This window comes from Sorangium sp. So ce1036, from assembly GCF_051369805.1.
Lineage (GTDB): Bacteria > Myxococcota_A > Polyangia > Polyangiales > Polyangiaceae > Sorangium > Sorangium cellulosum_F.
The window spans coordinates 29,562-48,091 of record NZ_JBBMOX010000002.1 but is presented as its reverse complement, the minus strand read 5'-3'; the positions used below and the strand labels follow the sequence as shown (position 1 = coordinate 48,091).

Sequence of the window (18,530 nt, the reverse complement as noted above, 5' to 3'; positions counted from 1 at the left end):
CCTAACAACAAGCCGCTGCTGCCGGCGGCGCTTCGCGCCGCGGCAGACCGGCAGACGTAAGCGCCCAGCCCTCGCCATGAGCACGGTCTCCTGCGACTCTCGCCGAGGTCGACCATGCCGGGCTCGGGCGCGCCGAGCGCCACGAGCTCGGCGCGTGGCCGTCCCCCCCCGGCCGTCCGACCGCTTCCCGAGGCCGTGCGCGCTCAGGAGCCGGTCGTCGCGAGCAGCTCCCTGGCGTCGCCGACGGAGGCCGCGCGGCGGATCCACCGGTCCAGCTCGGCGAGGTCCGTGCTCGCGAGGACGCGCTTCCGGACCTCGGGAGGGACCTCGAGCCCGCGGGCCTCCAGGACAGCGAGCACGGCCTGCGCCTTGCCTTCGAGGAGCCCTGCCTGCCGCCCCTTCGCCATGCCCTTCTCCATGCCCTTCGCCACGTAGCTGCGCGCGAATTCGCTCTGAAACTCGTATCCCGCCTTCATCATCGCCTCCAACGTCCGCCTCGCCGCTGCGTTCAGCGAGGATAGCACCAGGTCCCCGTAGACGGCGCGGCGCTCCTCATCGAGCCCGGCAGCCGCCGCCAGGAACGCCACGCCGATCGCCTCGGCCGCCTCACCCTGCCCGTGCGCCATGGCCGAGAGCACGACGACCTCGGGCGCCGCCGTCGCCTGCGCGGCGTCGGTGACGACCGGGACGCCCTCGGGGCCCAGCACCAGCGGGGTCAGCGTCCAGCCGGGGTGGCCCGTGTCGATCGGCCGCGCGCACCACCGCGCGATCTCGGCGTCGATCGTCACGACGAGCAACCGCGTCGGGCAGCGGTGGCGGGCCCGCGTCTGGGTGACGTACACGGGCCAGGAATACGGCTTTTCCGGGTCCACGCCGAGCTGGACCTCGACGACGATGGCCATCGCGGGCCGCTGCTGCTCGCCGACCAGCAGCACGACGATGACGTCCGCGCGCCGGTCCGAGGGCTGGATCTCGGTGAGGTCGGAGGACACGACGCGCGCCTCCGTGAAGGCCGGCACCGGCTGGCCGAGCGCGTCCTGGAGCATCTCGGCGGCGAGCGTCGGCCGGTTCTTGAACAGCTCCACCAGGGCTTCATGGGTGACTGAGGGCATCGCGTCGTCTCTCGGGGGATTGCAGCCATGCCGAATCCTCAAGGGCGCGCCGAGCCCCTGCGTGAGGTCCGCAGGGGCCGGAGCAACCGTGTCCACCTCCTGAGTTCCGGGCACCTCCATCGAGTCGTCACGCCGAGTGACCTGCGTGCGACCTGACACCAGGGCACATCACGAGCTGCCCCGCCGCCCGCAGCAGCGCAGCGCCTCGGCGGCGCGCGAACCCCACCGACGGATCCGCGACGCGAACAGGCGGCGCGCGAGGCGGAGCCGCATGGCGTCCGGATCGCGAACAGCTCAAGATGTCACGAGAGGTGCAACCGAGGGAGCACTGGCGCTGAACCCGCCTGCGGCGCGGCAGCGCACCGCCGAGCCCGTTGGGAGGACCCACATCATTGACAGGTTTCCAGTAGGGGGATGTTCGACTGGTACACGCCGGCGCCGCAGCTCGCTTGCCCCAGGTGTGGAACTACGCTCGACGGCTGGCAGGGAAAGGACGGCCCCTGCGGCCTGCTCGAGTGGGTGCTGGGCATGTCTTCGCCGTTGGGACGCGGGACGCCATGACCATCGACAGCGCGTCGAGCGCCGCCTGCTCTATCCCTACTGGTGCGCCCTGGCCTGGCCGCTTTCGGCCCGCAGACGCGGGAGACGATCGAGAGCGGTGAGCGGGCTGCGCGGACGAAGTAGCCGGTTTGCCCGCGACGGGGGCGAGACGAATGGCCCCTCGCGGCGCGTCCGCGGGGGTCGCGCTCAGCGCGAGAACCAGGGCTCGCTCAGGTACTTCTCCCCCTCGTCCGGGAACAGCGTGACGATGTTCCGGAGCTCGGGGCGCGCCTCCTTGAGCCGCCTCGCGGCCAGCAGGTTGGCCCCGGAGGAGACCCCGACGAAGCAGCCGTGGACCTCCGCGATCCGCCTCGCCTCCTCGATGGCGTCTTCGTCGTCGACCAGGAGGACGTCGTCGAGGAGCGCGAGGTTGTCCTCGACGAGCGGGGGCACGAACCCTTCGGCGATGCCCTCGATCCGGTGGGGCTGGCACACCTCGGGCAGCCTGTGCAGGCGCCCGTGGACGAGGGCGCACCGGGTGGGCTCGACGCCGAGCACCTTGACCGCCGGGTTGACCCGCCTGAAGGCCCTCGCGAGGCCGAGCAGGGTCCCTCCGGAGCCGATCGCCGCGACGACGGCGTCGATCCGGCGGCGCCCGAAGGCGCGCAGGATCTCCCGGCCGAGGTGCTCCTCGTGATCTTCGATGTTCCAGGGGTTCGCGAACTGGTTCACGTGGAAGTGATCCCGCTCCCTGGCCAGGGCGACCGCGCCTTGCACGGCGAGATCCGTCCGGTTCGGCGCGACGGTCCGCACGTCGGCGCCGAAGGCCCGCATCATCTTGTAGCGCTCGCCGGAGAGGCCCTCGGGGATGAAGATCGTCACCTTGTATCCCTTCACGGCGCCGACCATGGAGACGGCCGTCCCCGTGTTCCCGGTCGACGCCTCGACGATCGTGGCGCCCTTCTTCAGGAGCCCTGTCTTCTCCGCCTTCTCGATGATGTACCTGGCGAGCCTGTCCTTGACGGAGCCCGAGGGGTTGAGCTGCTCGCACTTCACGTGAATGCCGTCGAGCACCAGCAGGGGAGTGTTGCCTGTCGCGTCGAGTATCGTCTTCATGTCCAGGACCTCGCGCCGCGCCGCGCCCCGCGCGCTGCTGCCCTGCTCGCGGTGCACGACCTGGACCGCTCGGCCGCGTCACCGCCGTGTTCGCCCGCGAGGGTGGGGAATTCCCTGAGATCATGGGGAAGATCTCGTGGAAGACGGCGTGCTCCCGGACGATGCAATCGAAGGCAATCATGAGGGGCCGAAGCCAGCCCTCGCGCAGGGGGAAATGCAGTCGTACCAAGAGAGCCCCTGGTGACAGGGCGATTGCGTCCGGCGCTTGGCCGTGTTGACCTTCAGGTGCCGACGTTCTTCGCGAGGGTCGTCATGTGTCGCTCGGACCAACGGCATATGCGCTAAACTCGGTGGTCGCCTCCTTTCAGTGTGCATTCCGGTCAGCGATGTCTCACTCGCATGACACAGTTCTTCGCTTCGATGAAGGTTTCGACGATTGCTGTGGCCAGTGGGCCTGCATATGGCAACCGTGGGCAGTCCTCTGCGACCATCGAATTCAACAAGTTTCGTCGCGGAGAATGAGGGGATCCCTCGGTCTCGGAGCTCGAAGCCAAAACAACCTGCTATCTCGACAAGCAGCCGTAGGCCCGGCGCAAGGTCAGGCGACGGACTTCGGGAATGCTCCGGGGCGCCACCGTCGGCGGACCGTCGCTTTTCCCGGGGGCGGCGGGCTTTTCCCCACGACGTGTCTAGCGCGACGCGCCCCCGCCGTGCGCGAGCAGCCCCTCCAGCGACCCGCCGTCATGGAGGAGCCGGATCGCCTCGGCCAGCAGCCCGTCCAGGCGCACGATCTCCGCAGGGAGGGCCGGACAGGCGGCGGCGACGACGCTGTCGGTCGCGAGGAACCGGCGCACCGGGAGCGCGGAGAGCCGGGCCGTCGCCGGGCCGACGAGCAGGGCGTGCGTCGCGAGGACGACGAGGTCCGGCGCGCAGCCCGCCGCGAGCAACGCCTTCACCGCGGCCTCGATCGTCCCTCCCGCCGTCAGGCGAGCGGCCCCCGCGCGGCGACACGCGTCCGCGAGGAACAGCAGCTCGAGGAGGTGCTCGTCGACCGGCGGGCTCGTCGGCTGGAGGAGGTACACGTCCTGCCCGCGCACGCTCTGCCGGAGCTGCACGTGGAGCTCGCCGTCCGCGAAGCGGCGCACCAGGGCGTCGCCCAGGCCGACGCCGAGGCGCGCCGCCACCGCCTGCGCGAGCGGGGGGTTGGCGGTGCCGGTGAAGAGGCAGAGATCCATGGCCTGGCCGTCACGCCCCTCGCCGCCCGAGCTTCTCCGCGACGTGGTCGGTGCACCCGCGGACCGTGGTGATCCGCCGGTAGTCCGACTCGGGCCCGCTCACGCCGAGCTGCGCGTCCAGGGCCGTCACGAAGCGCAGGAGATCCATCGAGTCGATGTCGAGCTCCTCGCGGACGTCGCCGCCCGCGTCGAGCGCCTCGATGTCCGCCTCCGGCGCGATGCGCGGGAGCTCCCGGCGCACGACGGCCTCGATCTCACCCCTGTCCATGGGTCAAAGCCCCTCCGGTCGTTGCAGGAGCGCGTCGATCGACGCGAGGTAGGCGGCCGCCCGGTGGCCGTCCGTCACGCGGTGATCCGCGGCGAGCGTGGCGCTCACGAGCGGCCGCGGCGCCACGCGGCCGTCGACGGCCCACGGCCGCTCGGCGGGTGTACAGCTCGGCGCACCGCTCCTCGAAGCGGCGGATGAGCAACATCGCCCGGAGGACCGCGAGCGCCTCGGCGGCCGGGATCCCGAGCGCGCCCGCGGGACCGGCCGCGCGGTCCCGCGCGTCTCCCTGCTCCGGTAGGCCGCCTCCCTTCATCACACGCAGGCTCCGGAGATCTGGATCGAGCAACGACCGTACCGCCGCCGTCACGCGCGAAGCCGGCGTGACCGGCGGCCGCCGGCGCTACCCGCCGGCCGGGGTCGACGGGGAGGGGCGCCCTCGCGTCCCCGCACCGATCCGGGCGCCGGTGTCCCGGGAGGAGCGCGCCGACCGCGGCCGCGGTCGGGTCAGATCCGCCGGTGGCCCGGCGGGAGCTCCAGCACGGCGGCGCCGCGGCGGAAGACCCGGACGTTGCCGGTCGCCTGGGAGACCACGACGGCGATCGCGTCGGTCGCCGCCGTGACGAGCGCGGCGGCCACGTGGCGCGACCCGAGCCCGAGCGGGATCTGGATGTCGGTCCGCGCGGGGAACTCCAGGTACCTGGCCGCGGCGACGACGATGCCGTCCTCCCGGACGACGAACGCGCCGTCGAGGGTGGAGAAGCCGCGCAGCGCCTCGCGCACCGCCGGATCGGCGAGGTCGCGCTCGGCGTCGCTGTAGCCGCGAAACGGGTTGATCGTGAGCTGCCGCGATCCGGCCATCACCCGCTCCACGTCGCCGATGACGAACATCGCGCCGAGCGCGTGCCCCTCCCAGCCCTCGATGCCGAGCTCGAGCGCGAGCTCGACGATCGCCTCGAACACGGCGGGATCCACCCGGCCGCCGCCGATCTCGCCGAACACGGTGGCCTCCCGGGCGGTCTGGTCCAGCTCCGTGACGAGGAGGGTGTCCGGATAGGCCTGCGGCCCCGGTCCGACGAGCCCGATCACCCGATCTCCCTGCTGGACGTACCCCCGCGTGGTCGCGCCGATGAGCGCCAGCTTGAGCTTGTCCTGTCGCCCCATCGCATAGCCGGGCACGCACACCGCGCGCTCCGCGCGCTGGAGCAGCGCGTCGCGGAGCGGCGCGCGCGAGACGACGTGCACCAGCTTCTCCCGGAGGGTCGCGTCGATGAGCTCCGCCGGAAAGGGCACGTCGCCCATGTAGAGAACGCGCCGGGTCAGCGGCAGCCGCCCGATCGACGCGGCGGCGTGGAGGAGCTGCATCTGGAGCTCCGTGGGCGCGCTCGGCGGATCATCGTAAAGGCCCACCATGGCGCCGTCGACTCTACGCTCATTCGAGCGGCGGCGCGACCGCCCGTTCCTTCCTCGCCGGCTCGGGGACATCGGTCATGGTCGCTTCCGTCAACAGCAGCACGCTCGCCACCGACACGGCGTTCTCGAGCGCGACGCGCACCACCTTGGTCGGATCGACGATGCCCGATTCGACGAGATCGCTCGTGTGGCTGCGCTCCGGATGCAACCCGAGGGCCAGCGATCTCCGCGGGCTTCCGGCGCGGAGGGCGTCACGGGGGCGCGAGCTCACCCGCGCGCGCCACGCCCTGTCCCAGCCGGCGCACGCGTCGTGAGCACGGATCCTGCACCTCTCTCCCTCGGCAACAGCCGCACGAGCCCCGCGAGGCTCTGCCCGTTGCCGGATGGCACGAAAGGTTGCTCGGTGAGCGAAGGAGGTCATTCATGGCATTGCTGTCGCGTTGGCGGGAGCCTCGTAGGGCCGCGTCGATGATGCGCGCGCTCGACCCGGAGCGCATGATGCGCGACATGCTCCAGTGGGATCCGTTCGCGGAGATGGAGCCTCTCGCCCGGCTCCGTCAGCCGGAGGGCTGGTTCTCGCCGGACATCGATCTCAAGGAGACGAAAGATCGCTTCGTGTTCCGGGCCGACCTGCCCGGCGTGAAGGAGAGTGACGTCGACATCTCGCTGAGCGGGCGCCAGCTCACGATCAGCGGCAAGCGCGACGAGGAGCGAGAGGAGCGGGAGGGCGAGCGCTACTACACGTACGAGCGCTCGTACGGCAGCTTCAGCCGAACGTTCACGCTGCCCGAGAGCGCCGATCTCGACAAGATCCAGGCCGAGCTGAAGCACGGCGTGCTCGAGATCGCCGTCCCCAAGGCCGCCAGCGTCCAGTCGAAGCAGATCTCGATCAAGACGACCGGCGCGCCGAGCGCCGAGGCGCCGGCCGAGGGCAAGAAGGGCGAGGGCAAGAAGGCCGCCTGAGCGGCCGTGACGCGTGGCCGCTCGCCCGGCCACAGCGCCGGCGCCGCGGTGGCGAGCGCCAGCGTGAGATAGTTGATGTACATGGATTCCCCCCCTCGCGCGCGCTGGCCGTCGCCCGACGCCGCCGGGGCGCGCCCGAGGACGTAGCGCCGGCGCATGTCCGCCGGTAGGCGCGGCATGGCGCCGGTGGGATCGCGGGAAACTCACCCTCGCCCGGTCGAGCCGGAGCGCCACGAGAGCGGCGTCCTGCGCGCGAACGGATTTCCGGTAATCGAGCCAGGCGACACGGGGCTCGCCCGCGGGCGCGGGCTGGCGGTCTCGACCGGTGGACCTATGTTCTCCCGCGAGGAAGCGCCGGCCTCACGAGCGCTCGCCGCCGGCGACGCGGCGGACGCGAGGCGATCGGCGCGATCGCCGCCGTGGCCCGGCTGCGAAGAGGTCATGCGCGGCCGCTGCCACGCGGGAGGGGGTGTTCCATGGTCGACGTGCGCTGGTCGAGAAAGCTGGTCTTCGCGGGGATGATGGCGGCTGGCCTCTCGGCCTGCGCGCACGGGGGCAAGGCCGCGCCCCAGGGGGTGTTCACCCGGGGTGAGCCGAGCGGGAGCGCCTACCATGCGAACATCCTGCAGCTCGCGCGCAGCAACACCGCGTATCGCAGGGTGCTCTACACGAAAGACAGGATGCAGATCGTGGTCATGAGCATCCCGCCCGGCGGCGACGTCGGCGAGGAGCAGCACGAGCGGGTGGAGCAGATCCTGTTCTGCGCCGGGGGCAGCGGCCGCGTCGTCATGGGCGGCGAGGCCGCCCCGTTCAACCCGGGGGACGTCGTCTTCGTGCCGCCGGGAACGGTCCACAACTTCGTCAACGCCGGCGCGACCCCGCTGAAGATCCTCACGATCTACTCGCCGCCGAACCACATCCCGGGCCGGGTCCAGAGGACCAAGGCCGACGCCGAGGCGGACACCGAGGACGAGGAGTTCGGCCGCCGGATGGAGCGATCGACGCCGGCGCCGGGCGCGCGAGGGCAGCGGAGGTAGGCCGGCGCCGTCCGGTGATCCCTGGCGCGTCGCGCGCGGCGCCCCACCGCCGCGCTCCCGCGTGGCGCGCGCTCACGGCGCCTCGTCCCCGGCCTTGCCCGTCGCGCCCGCCCCGGCCTCGAGCGTCGACAGGTCGCCCTCGGGGAGGCCGAGCTCGCGCGCCCGGAGCAGCCGCCGCATGATCTTGCCGCTGCGCGCCCGCGGCGTGGCGGTCGACGGCCTCATGAGCGATGGGGTGACAACGTACTAGGCCAGCGGCAGCGTGAACTGGAACGTCGTCTTCCCGGACGCGCTCTCGGCCCAGACCCGCCCCCCGTGGGCCTCGATCAGCCCACGCACGATGTAGAGCCCGAGCCCCACCCCGACGGCGCTCCCTGCCTTCGCCTCGCGCGTCCGGTAGTAGCGGGCGAAGAGCGTCGGCAGCTCCTCCGGCGCGATGTCTTTGCCCTCGTTCTCGACCGCCACGAGCACCTCGCCGCCCCGGCGCCCCACCGCGATCCGGATGGGCGCCCCGGGTGTGCCGTACCGGGCCGCGTTGGACAGCAGGTTGGTGAGCACCTGCTCCAGGCGCCCGGGATCGGCCGTGAGCGGCGGCACCTCGCCCAGCACCTCGACGTCCACCCGATGCCCCCTCGTCGCGTCCGCCGCCCGCTCCACCGTCGCCCGGGCGAGCGCCGGGAGATCGACCTCCACGCGCGTGAGCTCCAGCCGGCGCGACTCGAGCCGGGAGGCGTCGAGCAGATCGGTGATCATCCGGTTGATCTGCATCGCGCTGGCCAGGATATGCCCCGCCTTGTCGCTGCACTGCGGCTGCCTGGCGAGCACCGAGGCCTTGAGGACGATCGTGCTGATCGGCTGGCGCAGGTCGTGGGCGACGACGCTGGTCCACTCCTCGCGCCTCCGCTCGAGCTCCTTCAGAGGGCTGATGTCCTTGGCGGCGACGAGCGCCCCGACGATCGCCCCCGCGCCGTCGCGGAGCGGGGCGGCCGCGATGAGGATGGTCCGGCAGGAGCCGTCTGTCCGGGTGATCACGTGCTCCTCGTCGGAGATCGTCTCGCCTCGCAGCGCCCGGCTCGAGGGCAGCTCGTCGAGCGCCACGGGGGTGCCGTCCGGACGGCGCACGCGGCCGGCGAACTGGCTGCGCTCCGGCGTGCCCTCCGCGAGCTCGATCGCGTGCAGGTTGGCGATCACGCGCTCCGCGCCGTTCCGCTCGATGAGCACGAGCGGCACGGGCGCATGGTCGAAGACCGCCTGGAGCGTCCTCCGCTCGGCGCCGAGCTGCGCGAGCAGGCGCTCTCGTTCCTCCTCCGCCCGCACCCGCTCCGTCACGTCCTCCACCTGCGAGATGTAGTGGATGGGCGCGCCGTTCACGCCGCGCACCATCGACGCGTGCAGGATGACGGGGATGATCCTCCCGTCCTTGTGGATGTAGCGCTTCGCGAGCCGGTAGCGCGGGATCTCCCCGCGGCGCAGCCGCTCCGCCAGGTCCACGTCGGTGTCCACGTCGTCGGGGTGGGTGATGTCCTGAAACCGGAGCCTCGAGAGCTCGTCGGCCGAGTAGCCCACGATCTCGCAATAGGCACGGTTGACCCGGACGAAGCTCCCGTCGAGCCCCACGATGGCCTTGCCGATGGGCGCGTTCTCGAAGCTGAGCCGGAAGCGCTCCTCGCTCTCCCGGAGCGCCTGCTCCGCCTGGTCGCGCCGGGCGAGGTCGTGCCCCTCAAGGAGCGCCGCGGCGCCGCCGCCGAGCTCGGCGCTCGACCGCTGGAGCGCCTCGGCCCGAGATCCGACGCGCGCCATTTCCCGGCGCGCAAGGGCGCTGTCCAGGCCGACCGCGAAGAGCGCGGCGAGCGCCTCGAGATCGACGCCGGCATGGGAAGGAGGGTGGGGCAGATACGAGGAGAGGACGCCGAGGCAGCGATCGCGGGCGAAGAGGGGCATCGCGATCACGCCCTGTGCGCCGGTCCGCGCGCAGAGCTCGCGCGTCAGGCTCGGACCCGACGCGAGCGGGCACACGCCCCCCAGCACCTGAACGCGGCCCGTCCTCGCCGCCCACGCGTCGAGCAGCGGCGCGTCGAGCGCCACCCGCTCGAGGTGACGACGGACGTCGGCCGGGAGGTGGCGGTCGGCGTGGAGCCCGAGCTCGCCCGCGCGATCGGAGGAAAGGAGCAGGGAGGCAGCGCTCGCGCCGAGCTCCAGGGCCCCATCGAGCAGCAGCCCGGCCAGCTCGTCGAGGTGGGCCGCGCGCGCCACGCGGAGCGCGGCCCGCGCCGTGAGCTCGCCCGGGGTCGCGAGGGTCCCGGGGGGCCCGCTTCGACTCGAGAGCGCCCCGCCGGCGACCTCCGCTTCGCCGCTGCACGACGGCTCCGCTCGCTCATTCCAGCGCATGGTCCCCACCATGAGCCGTCAAGTATCCCATGAGCTTCAAGCTCCCGGAAGGACCGCTGCGGCGGATTGCCGACGATACTGTTCGACGAAGTCGATCTGTTCGCGTTCCTCGGCGTTCGGTCCAGGGCCGCGGGCAGCTCGTCTCGACCGATCCTCGCGGCGCGCGGGCAGGTGGAAATCCCGCCGTCATGCGCCGGACCGACGCTTGCCTCTCGCCGGCCGAGGCCCGCGGATGTGAATCGACCATCTCCCTCCGTCGCCGCGGCCGGGCGACCACGGTCGCCGCGCGACACCGCCGCGCGAGCGCGCCTCGATCCGGCGGCGCTCGTCGCGCTCCCCGTCGAGGGCCGGATCCAGGCATTGCGCTCCGCGCCGGGCGGCCTGTCAGAGGCCGAGTCGACGACGAGGCGGCTCGCTCATGGCGACAACGAGCCCACGCCGCCCAGGCGATCACGGCCCCTCCGGACGCTCCTCGCGCAGCTCACGCACACGCTCGCGCTGCTGCTCTGGCTCGGCGCCGGCCTGGCCTTCGCCGCGGGCGCCCCGGAGCTCGGGTTCGCCATCGTCGCCGTCGTCGTGCTCAACGGCGTGTTCGCGTTCGTCCAGGAGCACCGCGCCGAGCAGGTCGTGAGCAGCCTGATGCGCCGTGTCGCCGTGCGCGCGCGCGTCGTCCGGGCGGGGGTCGAGCGGCGCGTGCCCGCGCGCGAGCTCGTCCCCGGCGACGTGGTCCGGCTCTCGGCCGGCGAGCTCGTCCCGGCCGACTGCGTCCTGCTCGGCGCGGACAGCCTGTCGATCGATCTCTCGATGCTCACGGGCGAGACGGTCCCCGTCGACCGCGACGCCGCGCCGATCGCCCCGCCGGGCCGCGGCGCGCGCGGCGCCGAGGCGTTCGCGCTCCCGAGCCTGCTCCCGAGCGGCGCCTCCGTGGTGACCGGCTCGGGCGAGGCGCTCGTCTTCGCGACGGGCCCGGAGAGCGCCGCGGGCGAGATCGCGCGGCTCCTCGAGCAGGGCGAGCGCGAAGGCTCGCTGCTCGAGCGGCAGGTCGCGCAGCTCTCGCGCGTCACCGCCGTCGTCGCGGTGCTCGCCGGCGCCGCCACGCTGGTGCTCGCGCAGGCGTTCCACCGCGTCGGCCCGCTCGGCGCGCTCACGTTCGCGATCGGCGTCATCGTGGCGCTCGTGCCCGAGGGGCTCTTGCCGACGCTCAGCGTGTCGCTCGCGATCGGCGCGCAGCGCATGGCGGCCCGCGGCGCGCCGGTGCGGCGCCTCTCCGCGGTCGAGGTGGTCGGCTCGGTGACGACCATCTGCACGGACAAGACGGGCACGCTCACGCAGAACGCGCTGTCGGTGCGCGGCTTCACCCCCGCGCGCGGCGCGCCCCCGGACGCGGAGCGGGCGGCGCGGCTCGCGGCCGCGCTGTGCAACAACGCGCGTCCCGCGCCGGGGGGCGGCGAGTATGAGGGCGATCCGGTGGACGTGGCCCTCGCGCGCTGGGCCGCGGCCGGCGGGGTGGACCTGGCCGAGGCGCGCGCCCGGTGGCCGCGGGTCGCCGACACCGCGTTCGACGCGCGCCGGCGCTACATGGCGGTGACGTGCGCGGCGGGCGGCGCCACGCGGGAGCTCGTGAAGGGGGCGCCCGAGGCGGTCGTCGCGCTGACCGGCGCGCCGGCGCCCGCGGGCCTCGACGAGGCGGTGGCGAGCGCGGCCGAGCGCGGCGAGCGCGTGCTCCTGCTCGCCGTGAGGGAGGCCGGCGGCCCGCTCACGTGCCTGGGCCTGGTCTGTCTGCACGACCCGACGCGGCCGGAGGTCCCGGCGGCCATCGCGGCCTGCAGGCGCGCGGGCGTGCGGGTCGTGATCCTGACGGGCGACCACCCCGCGACCGCGCGCTCGGTGGCCGCCGCCATCGGGCTCCCCGCGGCCGACCGCCTGGTGGAAGGGCCGGAGATCGACGCCATGGACGACCGGGCGCTGCTCGATCTGCTCGGGGCCGACGCGATCCTCGCGCGGACGACGCCGGAGCAGAAGCTCCGGGTCGTGCAGGCGCTGCGGCGGGCCGGCGAGGTCGTCGTGGCGACCGGCGACGGCGTGAACGACGCGCCCGCGCTGCGCGCCGCCGACGTCGGCGTGGCGATGGGGCTGCGCGGCACGGAGGTGGCCAAGCAGGCGGCGGACATCATCCTGTCCGACGACAACTTCGCCACGATCGTGGCGGCCATCGAGGAAGGCCGGGCCATCAAGCAGAACATCCGCCGCTTCGTGAGCTACGTGTTCACGAGCAACGTCGCGGAGCTCGCGCCGTTCCTCCTCTACATCTTCTTCCCGATCCCGCTCCCGCTGGCGATCGTGCAGGTGCTCGCGATCGACCTGGGGACCGACGTGCTCCCCGCGCTGGCGCTCGGCGTGGAGCCGGCGTCGCCCGCGGCGCTGCACGTCCCCCCGGAGCCGCCCCGCAGGCCGATCCTCACCCGGGGGCTCGCGCTGCGGACCTTCTTCCTCTACGGGGCCATCGAGGCGCTGCTCGGCGTGGTGGCGTATTTCGGTTTTCACTGGGCGCACGGCTGGAGACCGTTCGCGCCGCTCGAGCCGTTTCGCGCGCTGGAGCGCGAGGCGGCGACGATGACCTTCGTCGGGATCGTCTCGGGCCAGATCGGGTGTCTGTTCGCGCAGCGCGACGGGCCTCTCCGGAAGCGGCTCGCCTTCGGGTCGAACCCGTGGGTGGCCGCGGGGCTCGCGGTCGAGGTCGCGCTGGCGGTCGCGCTCCTCTATGTGCCTGGGCTGAACCGGCTCTTCGCGATGGCCCCGGTGGGGCCGGCGTGGCTCCTGTGGCTGCCCGGGGGCGCCGCGGTGATGGTGCTCGCCGATGCGCTGCGGAGGCTCATCCTCCGCGCCGCCGGACGGCCATCAGCGACAGCAGCTCGAACGCCAGGTTGGCGGCCAGGAGCGCCGTGATGTCGCCGTGATCGTACGGCGGCGACACCTCCACGAGGTCGGCCCCGACGATCTCGACCCCGCGCAGCGCCCGCACGAGCCGCAGCAGCTCATGGCTGGTGAAGCCCCCCACCTCGGGCGTGCCGGTCCCCGGCGCGAAGGCCGGGTCGGCGGCGTCGACGTCGAGCGTGACGTAGATCGGGCCGCGGAGGGGCTCTCGCGTTGCCCGGATGACGGCGGGTAAGCCGATCTCCGCGACGTCATCCATCGTGATCGCGCGCACGCCGCGCTCGCGCGCCCACTGCCAGTCTCCCGCCTCGAGCGTGGGGCCGCGCAGCCCCACCTGGACGTAGCGCGAAGGGTCGATGATCCCCTCCTCGATCGCCCGGCGGAACGGGGTGCCGTGGCTGTAGGGCCGGTCGTCGAACTCGTGGTCCCAGGTGTCCGGGTGAGCGTCGAAGTGCACGACCCCGAGCGGGCCGTGCTCCCTCGCGTGGGCGCGCAGGAGCGGCAGGCTGACCGAGTGATCGCCCCCGAGCGCCAGCGCCGCCGCGCCGGCCGCCAGGATGGCGCCCACCTCGGACTCGATGTTCGCCATGGTCTCGGTGATGGAGGGCGGGATGACGTTCACGTCGCCGTAGTCCACCACCTCGAGCACGTCCAGCGGCTTGACGGCGAGCGCGTTGTTGTACCCCCACACCATCGCCGACGCCTCGCGGATCCGCCGCGGCCCGAAGCGGGCGCCGCTCCGGTACGACGTGCCGCCGTCGAACGGTATGCCGACGACAGCCACGTCCACGCCGGCCAGATCGCGCGTGGCCGGGCGGCGCATGAACGACGTTATCCCGGCGAAGGGCGGGAGCTCGGCGCCGTGAGCGGGGTCCGGTGCGGGCATGAGGCGCTCCTCCTTGGACAAGGGATCTCGCGCCATCATGACCGCGCCCGCGCGCCCCAGCCAGCGCCCGGATCGGCGCGCCGGACAGCGCGGACAGCGCGGGTCCGTCGCCGCGGCCGCTCGCGGGCGAAGGAGACGCGCGGGCGGCGCTGGCATCTCACGATCTCGAGCGCGTGAGCCCCGGCGTGCGCGCGGACATCCCACGTCCCGGGGGCGAGCCCCGGGACGTGCCGCGCGGAACCCGGATGTCCCGGAGGCGGGCGTCGATGCGACAGGAACCGAATTACCTCACCCGCGTGCCGCTGGCCTATTTCGTCACCTCGGGATACGGCGACACCGATCACGGCGGCGGGCTCGACCCGTGGGAGACCGGGGCGTTCGATCTGGCCCTGGCGATGGCCGGGATCGAGAACTTCAACATCGTCCTGTGCAGCTCGGTCATCCCGCCGGAGTCGTACGAGATCCCCCTCGAGGCCGCGAGACCCCATTTCCGCCACGGTGCGGTGATGGAGGTGATCATGGCCTCCATGAACGGGAGAGCCGGCGAGACCGTCACGGCGGGGCTGGGCCGCGTTCACGTCCGCGAGCGGCGGACGGGCGCCCGCGTCGGCGGCTTCGCGGCGGAGTACAAGGGTCACGACGATCCTGCCACGGTGGCGCGCGCTCTCCGTCACGAGCTGGAGGGCATCGCGCTGCGCCGCTACGACGCGGCGGAGGTCGACCTCGAGTTCGACGAGCCCGCGATCGCGTCGCGCGAGGTGCAGAACCGGTACGGCACCGCCATCGCGGCGCTGTGCTGGCTCACCTATGCTCTCCCCGAGCTGACCGAGCCGCAGCGCGAGGCGCTGCGCGCCGCGGGGGCGGCGCGGCGCCGGAAGGGCGGGTAGCGGGCGCTGCGCGCCGCCGCCGTCACGGCCGCCGCGCCGCCTCGAGCAGGAGGCGCCGCTCGGCCGCCGCGATGACCCGGCGGGCCGCGGGCTCGGCGTCCGGGTTCACCGAGATGGAGGTGATGCCGAGCCGCACGAGGTGCTCGGCGAACTCGGGGCGGTTCGACGGCGCCTGGCCGCAGAGCGACGAGGTGATCCCGGCCGCCCGGCACGCGCCGATGATCCGCCCGATGGCGTCGAGCACCGCCGCGTCCGACTCGTCGAACAGCTCGGCGCACACCGCGGAGTCGCGGTCCACCCCGAGCACGAGCTGCGTCCGATCGTTCGAGCCGATCGACACGCCGTCGACGCCCATGCGCGCGTACTCCGGGATCCAGAACGCGACGGACGGCACCTCGGCCATGACCCACCGGCGCAGCCCGCGCTGGCGGCCGAGCGGGCTCCGGTCGATGCGCTCCAGGCACGCCGCGAGCTCCCAGCGCGTGCGGACGAACGGGATCATGACGTGCAGGTTCGGCGTCTCCTCGCGGACGCGGGCCAGCACCTCGATCTCGAGCGCGAACAGCTCCGGCTCGCGGACGTACCGGTAGCAGCCGCGGTACCCGATCATCGGGTTGTCCTCGGCGGGCTCGAACGGCTCGCCCCCCTTGAGCCCGCGGAACTCGTTGGTGCGGAAATCGTACGTCCGGTAGATGACCGGGCGGGGCTGGAACGCGCGGGTGATGCGCCGCAGCGAGGCCGACATCCGCTCCAGGAGCTCGCCGCGGCCGCCGGACGCGATCAGGGCCTTCGGGTGCGCGCCGCCGAGCGCGTCGAGCAGCATGAACTCGGCCCGGAGCAGCCCCACGCCGTCCACGGGCAGCGCGGCCACCTCCTCGGCGCGGTCGGCGATCGCCAGGTTCACGTAGAGGCGCGTGCCGAGGACCGCCGGCGAAGCCGCCCCCGCGCCGCCCGGCGCGGGCGCGACCGGCGGCCCGGCGCTCGCCGCGGGCGCGGCCCGCGCGGCGTCGGAGGCGCCCGCGGCGACCGCGGGCGCCTCCGCCGCGGCGTCGGAAGCCCTCGCGGCGACCGCGGGCGCCTCCGCCGCGGCGTCGGAAGCCCTCGCGGCGGCCGCGGGCGCCTCCGCCGCGGCGTCGGAAGCCCTCGCGGCGGCCGCGGGCGCCTCCGCGACGGCGGCGGGCGCTCCTGCGGCGGCCGCGGGCGCTTCCGCCGCGGCCCGGGACCCCTCGAGGATCTTGCCGTGCGCGCCGTCGACCGTGACGACCTCGCCGTCGCGCAGGATCCGCGTGGCGGCGCGCGTGCCCACGACGCAGGGGATGCGGAGCTCGCGGCTGACGATCGCCGCGTGGCAGGTCATCCCGCCGCTGTCCGTCACGAGGGCCGCCGCGCGGCGGATGGCCGGCACCCAGTCGGGCGACGTCATGGGCGCCACGAGGACCTCGCCGCCGCGCAGCCTCCGGCAGGTCGACGCGCCGCTCCCCGCCGTCCGGCGCGCGCACCCGCTTGGACGCCTTGTGGCCGACGCGCGCCTCCAGGGGCCGCGGCCCGCGCTTCGCGACCGTGGACGTGTCCGGCTCGACCTGCCCGCCGACCACGACCTCGCCGAGGCCGAACGCCGCCTCGATGCGGGGCGCGAGGTGTCCTTCGTGGCGGGATCCGCGGTGAAGATCACGCCGGACCGCTCGGCGCCGACCATGCGCTGGACGACGACCGCGAGGGCGGGCTCCTCGGTGAGGCGCTGGGATTTGCGGTAGCTGACCACGCGCTCGCCGCAGGCCGAGGCCCAGCAGTCGCGCACGCGATCGAGCAGCGCCTGCTCGCCGGTCACGTCGGTGTACGTCTCGTGCATGCCGGCGAACGAGGTCGAGGCCGAGTCCTCCGAGGTGGCGGACGACCGGACGGCCACGACGGCCTGAGGCCCGAGCTCCCGGTAGGCGCCCGCGATCTCCGCCTGGAGCTCGGCCCCGAGCGGCGCCGTCCGGACGAGGCGCTGGAGCGCGGCGCACGTCGCGCGGAGCCCGCCCGGGCCTTCGGGATCGGCCCCGGCGAAGCGCTCGACGAGCTGCTCGCGCACCCCGCGGCCTCCATCGCGGCGAGGTACGCGTCGGCGGTGATGACGAAGCCCGGCGGCACGGGCAGGCCGGCCCGCGTGAGCTCTCCGAGGTTGGCGCCCTTTCCGCCGGCGGACGCGACGTCCGTGCGGGACAGCGAATCGAACCAGACGACGTGCGCGGCCACCGTGTCTCCTCGTCGAGATCGAGCTTCGAGCGGACTCCGCTCGGCGCTGCCGCGTCGGGCGGCACGCGCGCTTCGGGGCAACATGGAGCAACATCCGGACCCGGCGCCCTCACCGCGGGGCGCTCTGCGGGACGCCGCCTCAGCGCGCTCGCGCGGACGTCCGGCGCGGCCCCGACGCTGCATGGCGGCTCGGTCCGATGGGCATCCGCGCGCGGGGTTTCCTATGGAGCCGCTGCACTCCGGGAGGGGAGCCCAGACCCGCGCCTCCCCGCGCCGTCGGCGCTGGCGGCGCAGGGCGGTGATCGCTCGCGCGCCGCCCTCCCGGCAAGAGCCGGAACAGGGAGGACTCGCCATGACCTGGAAGTACGCTGTGTTGTTGCCGTTGCTCGTCGCGTCGAGCGTGTCTGCGGCGCTCGGCGCCGCGTCGACCGCTCGCGCCGAGCGCGCGGTCGACGTCGATCCAGCGGTGAAGGACGCGCTGGACACCATGATCCAAGATGAATACGAGGCAGAGGTCATCTACCGTCGCGTGCTCCACGATTTCGGCGAGATACGCCCCTTCTCCAACATCGTGTGGGCCGAACAGCGGCACTCGGCCGCGATCGCCGCGCTGTACAGGGCCCGCGGCCTCCCCGTGCCGGCGAGCCGCTTCAGCCCCGAGAACGTTCCGGCGTACGGCTCCGTGCGAGAGGCTTGCGCGGCGGCGCTCGAAGACGAGCTCGAGAACATCGCGCTCTACGATCGCTATCTCGAGCGAGCGCTGCCGGACGACGTGCGCGCGGCGTTCGAGTACAACCGCCGCGCCTCGCTGGAGCATCACGTGCCGGCATTCCGGAGGTGCGTCGCGCGGCGGTGAGCCGTGCGCCGATCGAGGCGAACGCGGGCGCGCGAGGAGCGGAGCCGGCCGAGGCCGAGCGCGACAGGACCACGAGGGCCGCCCGATGGGGCCGCCCCTCGCACGGCGCTCCGGCATGGGCTTCTCGCGGCCGCCGCCGGCACCATGGACCTCCCACGGAGGGAGCCGTGACCACGGTAGGGGAGATCTGCAATCGGCGCGTCGTCACCATCGGCAAGGCCGATCCGGTGCTCGAGGCCGCCCGCCGCATGCGGGAGCATCACGTCGGCAGCCTGGTCATCGTCGAGGAGTCCGCCGGCAAGGCCATACCCACCGGCATCATCACCGATCGCGACATCGTGGTCTCCGTGCTGGCGACCGCCAGCCCGTACCTGGATTCGCTCCAGGTCGCCGAGGTCGCGACGGATCCGCTGGTCACGGCGCGAGAGGACGAGGACCTCCTCGACCTCCTCAAGAAAATGCGCGCCGAGGGCATCCGGCGCGTGCCGGTGGTGGATGACGAGGGGGTGCTCCAGGGAATCATCGCCTTCGACGATCTCCTCGAGGTCCTGTCGGACCAGCTCTCGGAGCTGACCGCGCTCGTGACGAGGCAGCAGCGGCGGGAGGTGCAGAGGAGGATCTGAGGGCCGCGGCCAGGGGGCGAGGGAGGTCGCCGGCGGC

15 protein-coding genes and 3 pseudogenes are annotated in these 18,530 nt (G+C 73.5%); 6 read left to right on the top strand and 12 right to left on the bottom strand.

Features of this window, described 5'->3' with window-relative positions; genetic code table 11:
• Positions 1-203: 203 nt before the first annotated feature.
• The 7 genes and pseudogenes from WMF31_RS37395 to WMF31_RS37365 form a co-directional block, all read right to left on the bottom strand.
• On the bottom strand, positions 204-1,112 hold the full coding sequence (locus tag WMF31_RS37395) for a hypothetical protein (protein WP_436606677.1): 909 nt from the start codon (positions 1,110-1,112) through the stop codon (positions 204-206).
• Between the two features lie 747 nt (positions 1,113-1,859).
• On the bottom strand, positions 1,860-2,825 hold the full coding sequence (locus WMF31_RS37390) for a PLP-dependent cysteine synthase family protein (RefSeq protein WP_436606676.1): 966 nt from the start codon (positions 2,823-2,825) through the stop codon (positions 1,860-1,862).
• Positions 2,826-3,745: 920 nt separating this feature from the next.
• Positions 3,746-4,003, bottom strand: a pseudogene (locus tag WMF31_RS37385) (ribose-phosphate pyrophosphokinase-like domain-containing protein); the annotation flags it as partial.
• A 10-nt stretch (positions 4,004-4,013) separates the two neighbouring features.
• On the bottom strand, positions 4,014-4,271 hold the full coding sequence (locus WMF31_RS37380) for an acyl carrier protein (RefSeq protein ID WP_436606675.1): 258 nt from the start codon (positions 4,269-4,271) through the stop codon (positions 4,014-4,016).
• A 3-nt stretch (positions 4,272-4,274) separates the two neighbouring features.
• Positions 4,275-4,412: pseudogene (locus WMF31_RS37375) on the bottom strand (2-oxo acid dehydrogenase subunit E2); the annotation flags it as partial.
• Between the two features lie 363 nt (positions 4,413-4,775).
• Positions 4,776-5,681 (bottom strand): DNA integrity scanning protein DisA nucleotide-binding domain protein, encoded by a 906-nt coding sequence (locus WMF31_RS37370; protein WP_436606674.1) that lies wholly within the window; start codon positions 5,679-5,681, stop codon positions 4,776-4,778.
• A gap of 19 nt (positions 5,682-5,700) precedes the next feature.
• Complete coding sequence (locus WMF31_RS37365) at positions 5,701-5,889, bottom strand: hypothetical protein (RefSeq protein ID WP_436607606.1); 189 nt, start codon at positions 5,887-5,889, stop codon at positions 5,701-5,703.
• Positions 5,890-6,149: 260 nt separating this feature from the next.
• Between WMF31_RS37365 and WMF31_RS37360 the strand changes: the two genes are divergently transcribed.
• A complete protein-coding gene (locus tag WMF31_RS37360) occupies positions 6,150-6,644 on the top strand; it encodes an Hsp20/alpha crystallin family protein (protein WP_129354736.1) in 495 nt (164 codons plus the stop codon).
• Between the two features lie 476 nt (positions 6,645-7,120).
• A complete protein-coding gene (locus WMF31_RS37355) occupies positions 7,121-7,681 on the top strand; it encodes a cupin domain-containing protein (protein WP_436606673.1) in 561 nt (186 codons plus the stop codon).
• A gap of 72 nt (positions 7,682-7,753) precedes the next feature.
• On the opposite strand, the gene WMF31_RS37350 is transcribed toward WMF31_RS37355, so the two are convergent.
• On the bottom strand, positions 7,754-7,906 hold the full coding sequence (locus tag WMF31_RS37350; protein ID WP_436607605.1) for a hypothetical protein: 153 nt from the start codon (positions 7,904-7,906) through the stop codon (positions 7,754-7,756).
• Positions 7,907-7,927: 21 nt separating this feature from the next.
• Complete coding sequence (locus WMF31_RS37345) at positions 7,928-10,069, bottom strand: PAS domain S-box protein (protein WP_436606672.1); 2,142 nt, start codon at positions 10,067-10,069, stop codon at positions 7,928-7,930.
• A 234-nt stretch (positions 10,070-10,303) separates the two neighbouring features.
• On the opposite strand from WMF31_RS37345, the gene WMF31_RS37340 reads away from it, so the two are divergent.
• A complete protein-coding gene (locus WMF31_RS37340; protein ID WP_436606671.1) occupies positions 10,304-13,015 on the top strand; it encodes a cation-translocating P-type ATPase in 2,712 nt (903 codons plus the stop codon).
• Here the strand turns inward: WMF31_RS37340 and speB are convergent.
• Positions 12,942-13,889, bottom strand: coding sequence for an agmatinase (speB, locus tag WMF31_RS37335; RefSeq protein ID WP_436606670.1), 948 nt, complete (start codon positions 13,887-13,889; stop codon positions 12,942-12,944). The genes WMF31_RS37340 and speB overlap by 74 nt on opposite strands.
• 266 nt (positions 13,890-14,155) lie before the next feature.
• Here speB and WMF31_RS37330 point away from each other — a divergent pair, with 266 nt between their 5' ends.
• Complete coding sequence (locus WMF31_RS37330) at positions 14,156-14,776, top strand: pyruvoyl-dependent arginine decarboxylase (protein WP_436606669.1); 621 nt, start codon at positions 14,156-14,158, stop codon at positions 14,774-14,776.
• A gap of 22 nt (positions 14,777-14,798) precedes the next feature.
• On the opposite strand, the gene WMF31_RS37325 is transcribed toward WMF31_RS37330, so the two are convergent.
• Positions 14,799-16,472, bottom strand: a complete 1,674-nt coding sequence (locus WMF31_RS37325; RefSeq protein ID WP_436607579.1) for a putative PEP-binding protein — start codon at positions 16,470-16,472, stop codon at positions 14,799-14,801.
• A gap of 3 nt (positions 16,473-16,475) precedes the next feature.
• Positions 16,476-17,098: pseudogene (locus tag WMF31_RS37320) on the bottom strand (PEP/pyruvate-binding domain-containing protein); the annotation flags it as partial.
• Between the two features lie 268 nt (positions 17,099-17,366).
• Here WMF31_RS37320 and WMF31_RS37315 point away from each other — a divergent pair.
• Both WMF31_RS37315 and WMF31_RS37310 read left to right on the top strand, forming a co-directional pair.
• Complete coding sequence (locus WMF31_RS37315) at positions 17,367-17,870, top strand: ferritin-like domain-containing protein (RefSeq protein WP_436606668.1); 504 nt, start codon at positions 17,367-17,369, stop codon at positions 17,868-17,870.
• Positions 17,871-18,037: 167 nt separating this feature from the next.
• A complete protein-coding gene (locus tag WMF31_RS37310) occupies positions 18,038-18,493 on the top strand; it encodes a CBS domain-containing protein (RefSeq protein WP_436606667.1) in 456 nt (151 codons plus the stop codon).
• The last annotated feature ends 37 nt before the right edge of the window (positions 18,494-18,530 follow it).

Excerpts from the sequence above, each read along its gene's own strand:
- WMF31_RS37360 (WP_129354736.1), top strand. The coding sequence starts at position 6,150 with ATGATGCGCGCGCTCGACCCGGAGCGCATGATGCGCGACATGCTCCAG.
- WMF31_RS37330 (WP_436606669.1), top strand. The coding sequence starts at position 14,156 with ATGCGACAGGAACCGAATTACCTCACCCGCGTGCCGCTGGCCTATTTC.
- WMF31_RS37350 (WP_436607605.1), bottom strand. The coding sequence starts at position 7,906 with ATGAGGCCGTCGACCGCCACGCCGCGGGCGCGCAGCGGCAAGATCATG.
- WMF31_RS37370 (WP_436606674.1), bottom strand. The coding sequence starts at position 5,681 with ATGGTGGGCCTTTACGATGATCCGCCGAGCGCGCCCACGGAGCTCCAG.
- WMF31_RS37345 (WP_436606672.1), bottom strand. The coding sequence starts at position 10,069 with ATGCGCTGGAATGAGCGAGCGGAGCCGTCGTGCAGCGGCGAAGCGGAG.
- speB (WP_436606670.1), bottom strand. The coding sequence starts at position 13,889 with ATGCCCGCACCGGACCCCGCTCACGGCGCCGAGCTCCCGCCCTTCGCC.
- WMF31_RS37355 (WP_436606673.1), top strand. The coding sequence starts at position 7,121 with ATGGTCGACGTGCGCTGGTCGAGAAAGCTGGTCTTCGCGGGGATGATG.
- WMF31_RS37315 (WP_436606668.1), top strand. The coding sequence starts at position 17,367 with ATGACCTGGAAGTACGCTGTGTTGTTGCCGTTGCTCGTCGCGTCGAGC.
- WMF31_RS37380 (WP_436606675.1), bottom strand. The coding sequence starts at position 4,271 with ATGGACAGGGGTGAGATCGAGGCCGTCGTGCGCCGGGAGCTCCCGCGC.
- WMF31_RS37325 (WP_436607579.1), bottom strand. The coding sequence starts at position 16,472 with ATGGTCGGCGCCGAGCGGTCCGGCGTGATCTTCACCGCGGATCCCGCC.
- WMF31_RS37395 (WP_436606677.1), bottom strand. The coding sequence starts at position 1,112 with ATGCCCTCAGTCACCCATGAAGCCCTGGTGGAGCTGTTCAAGAACCGG.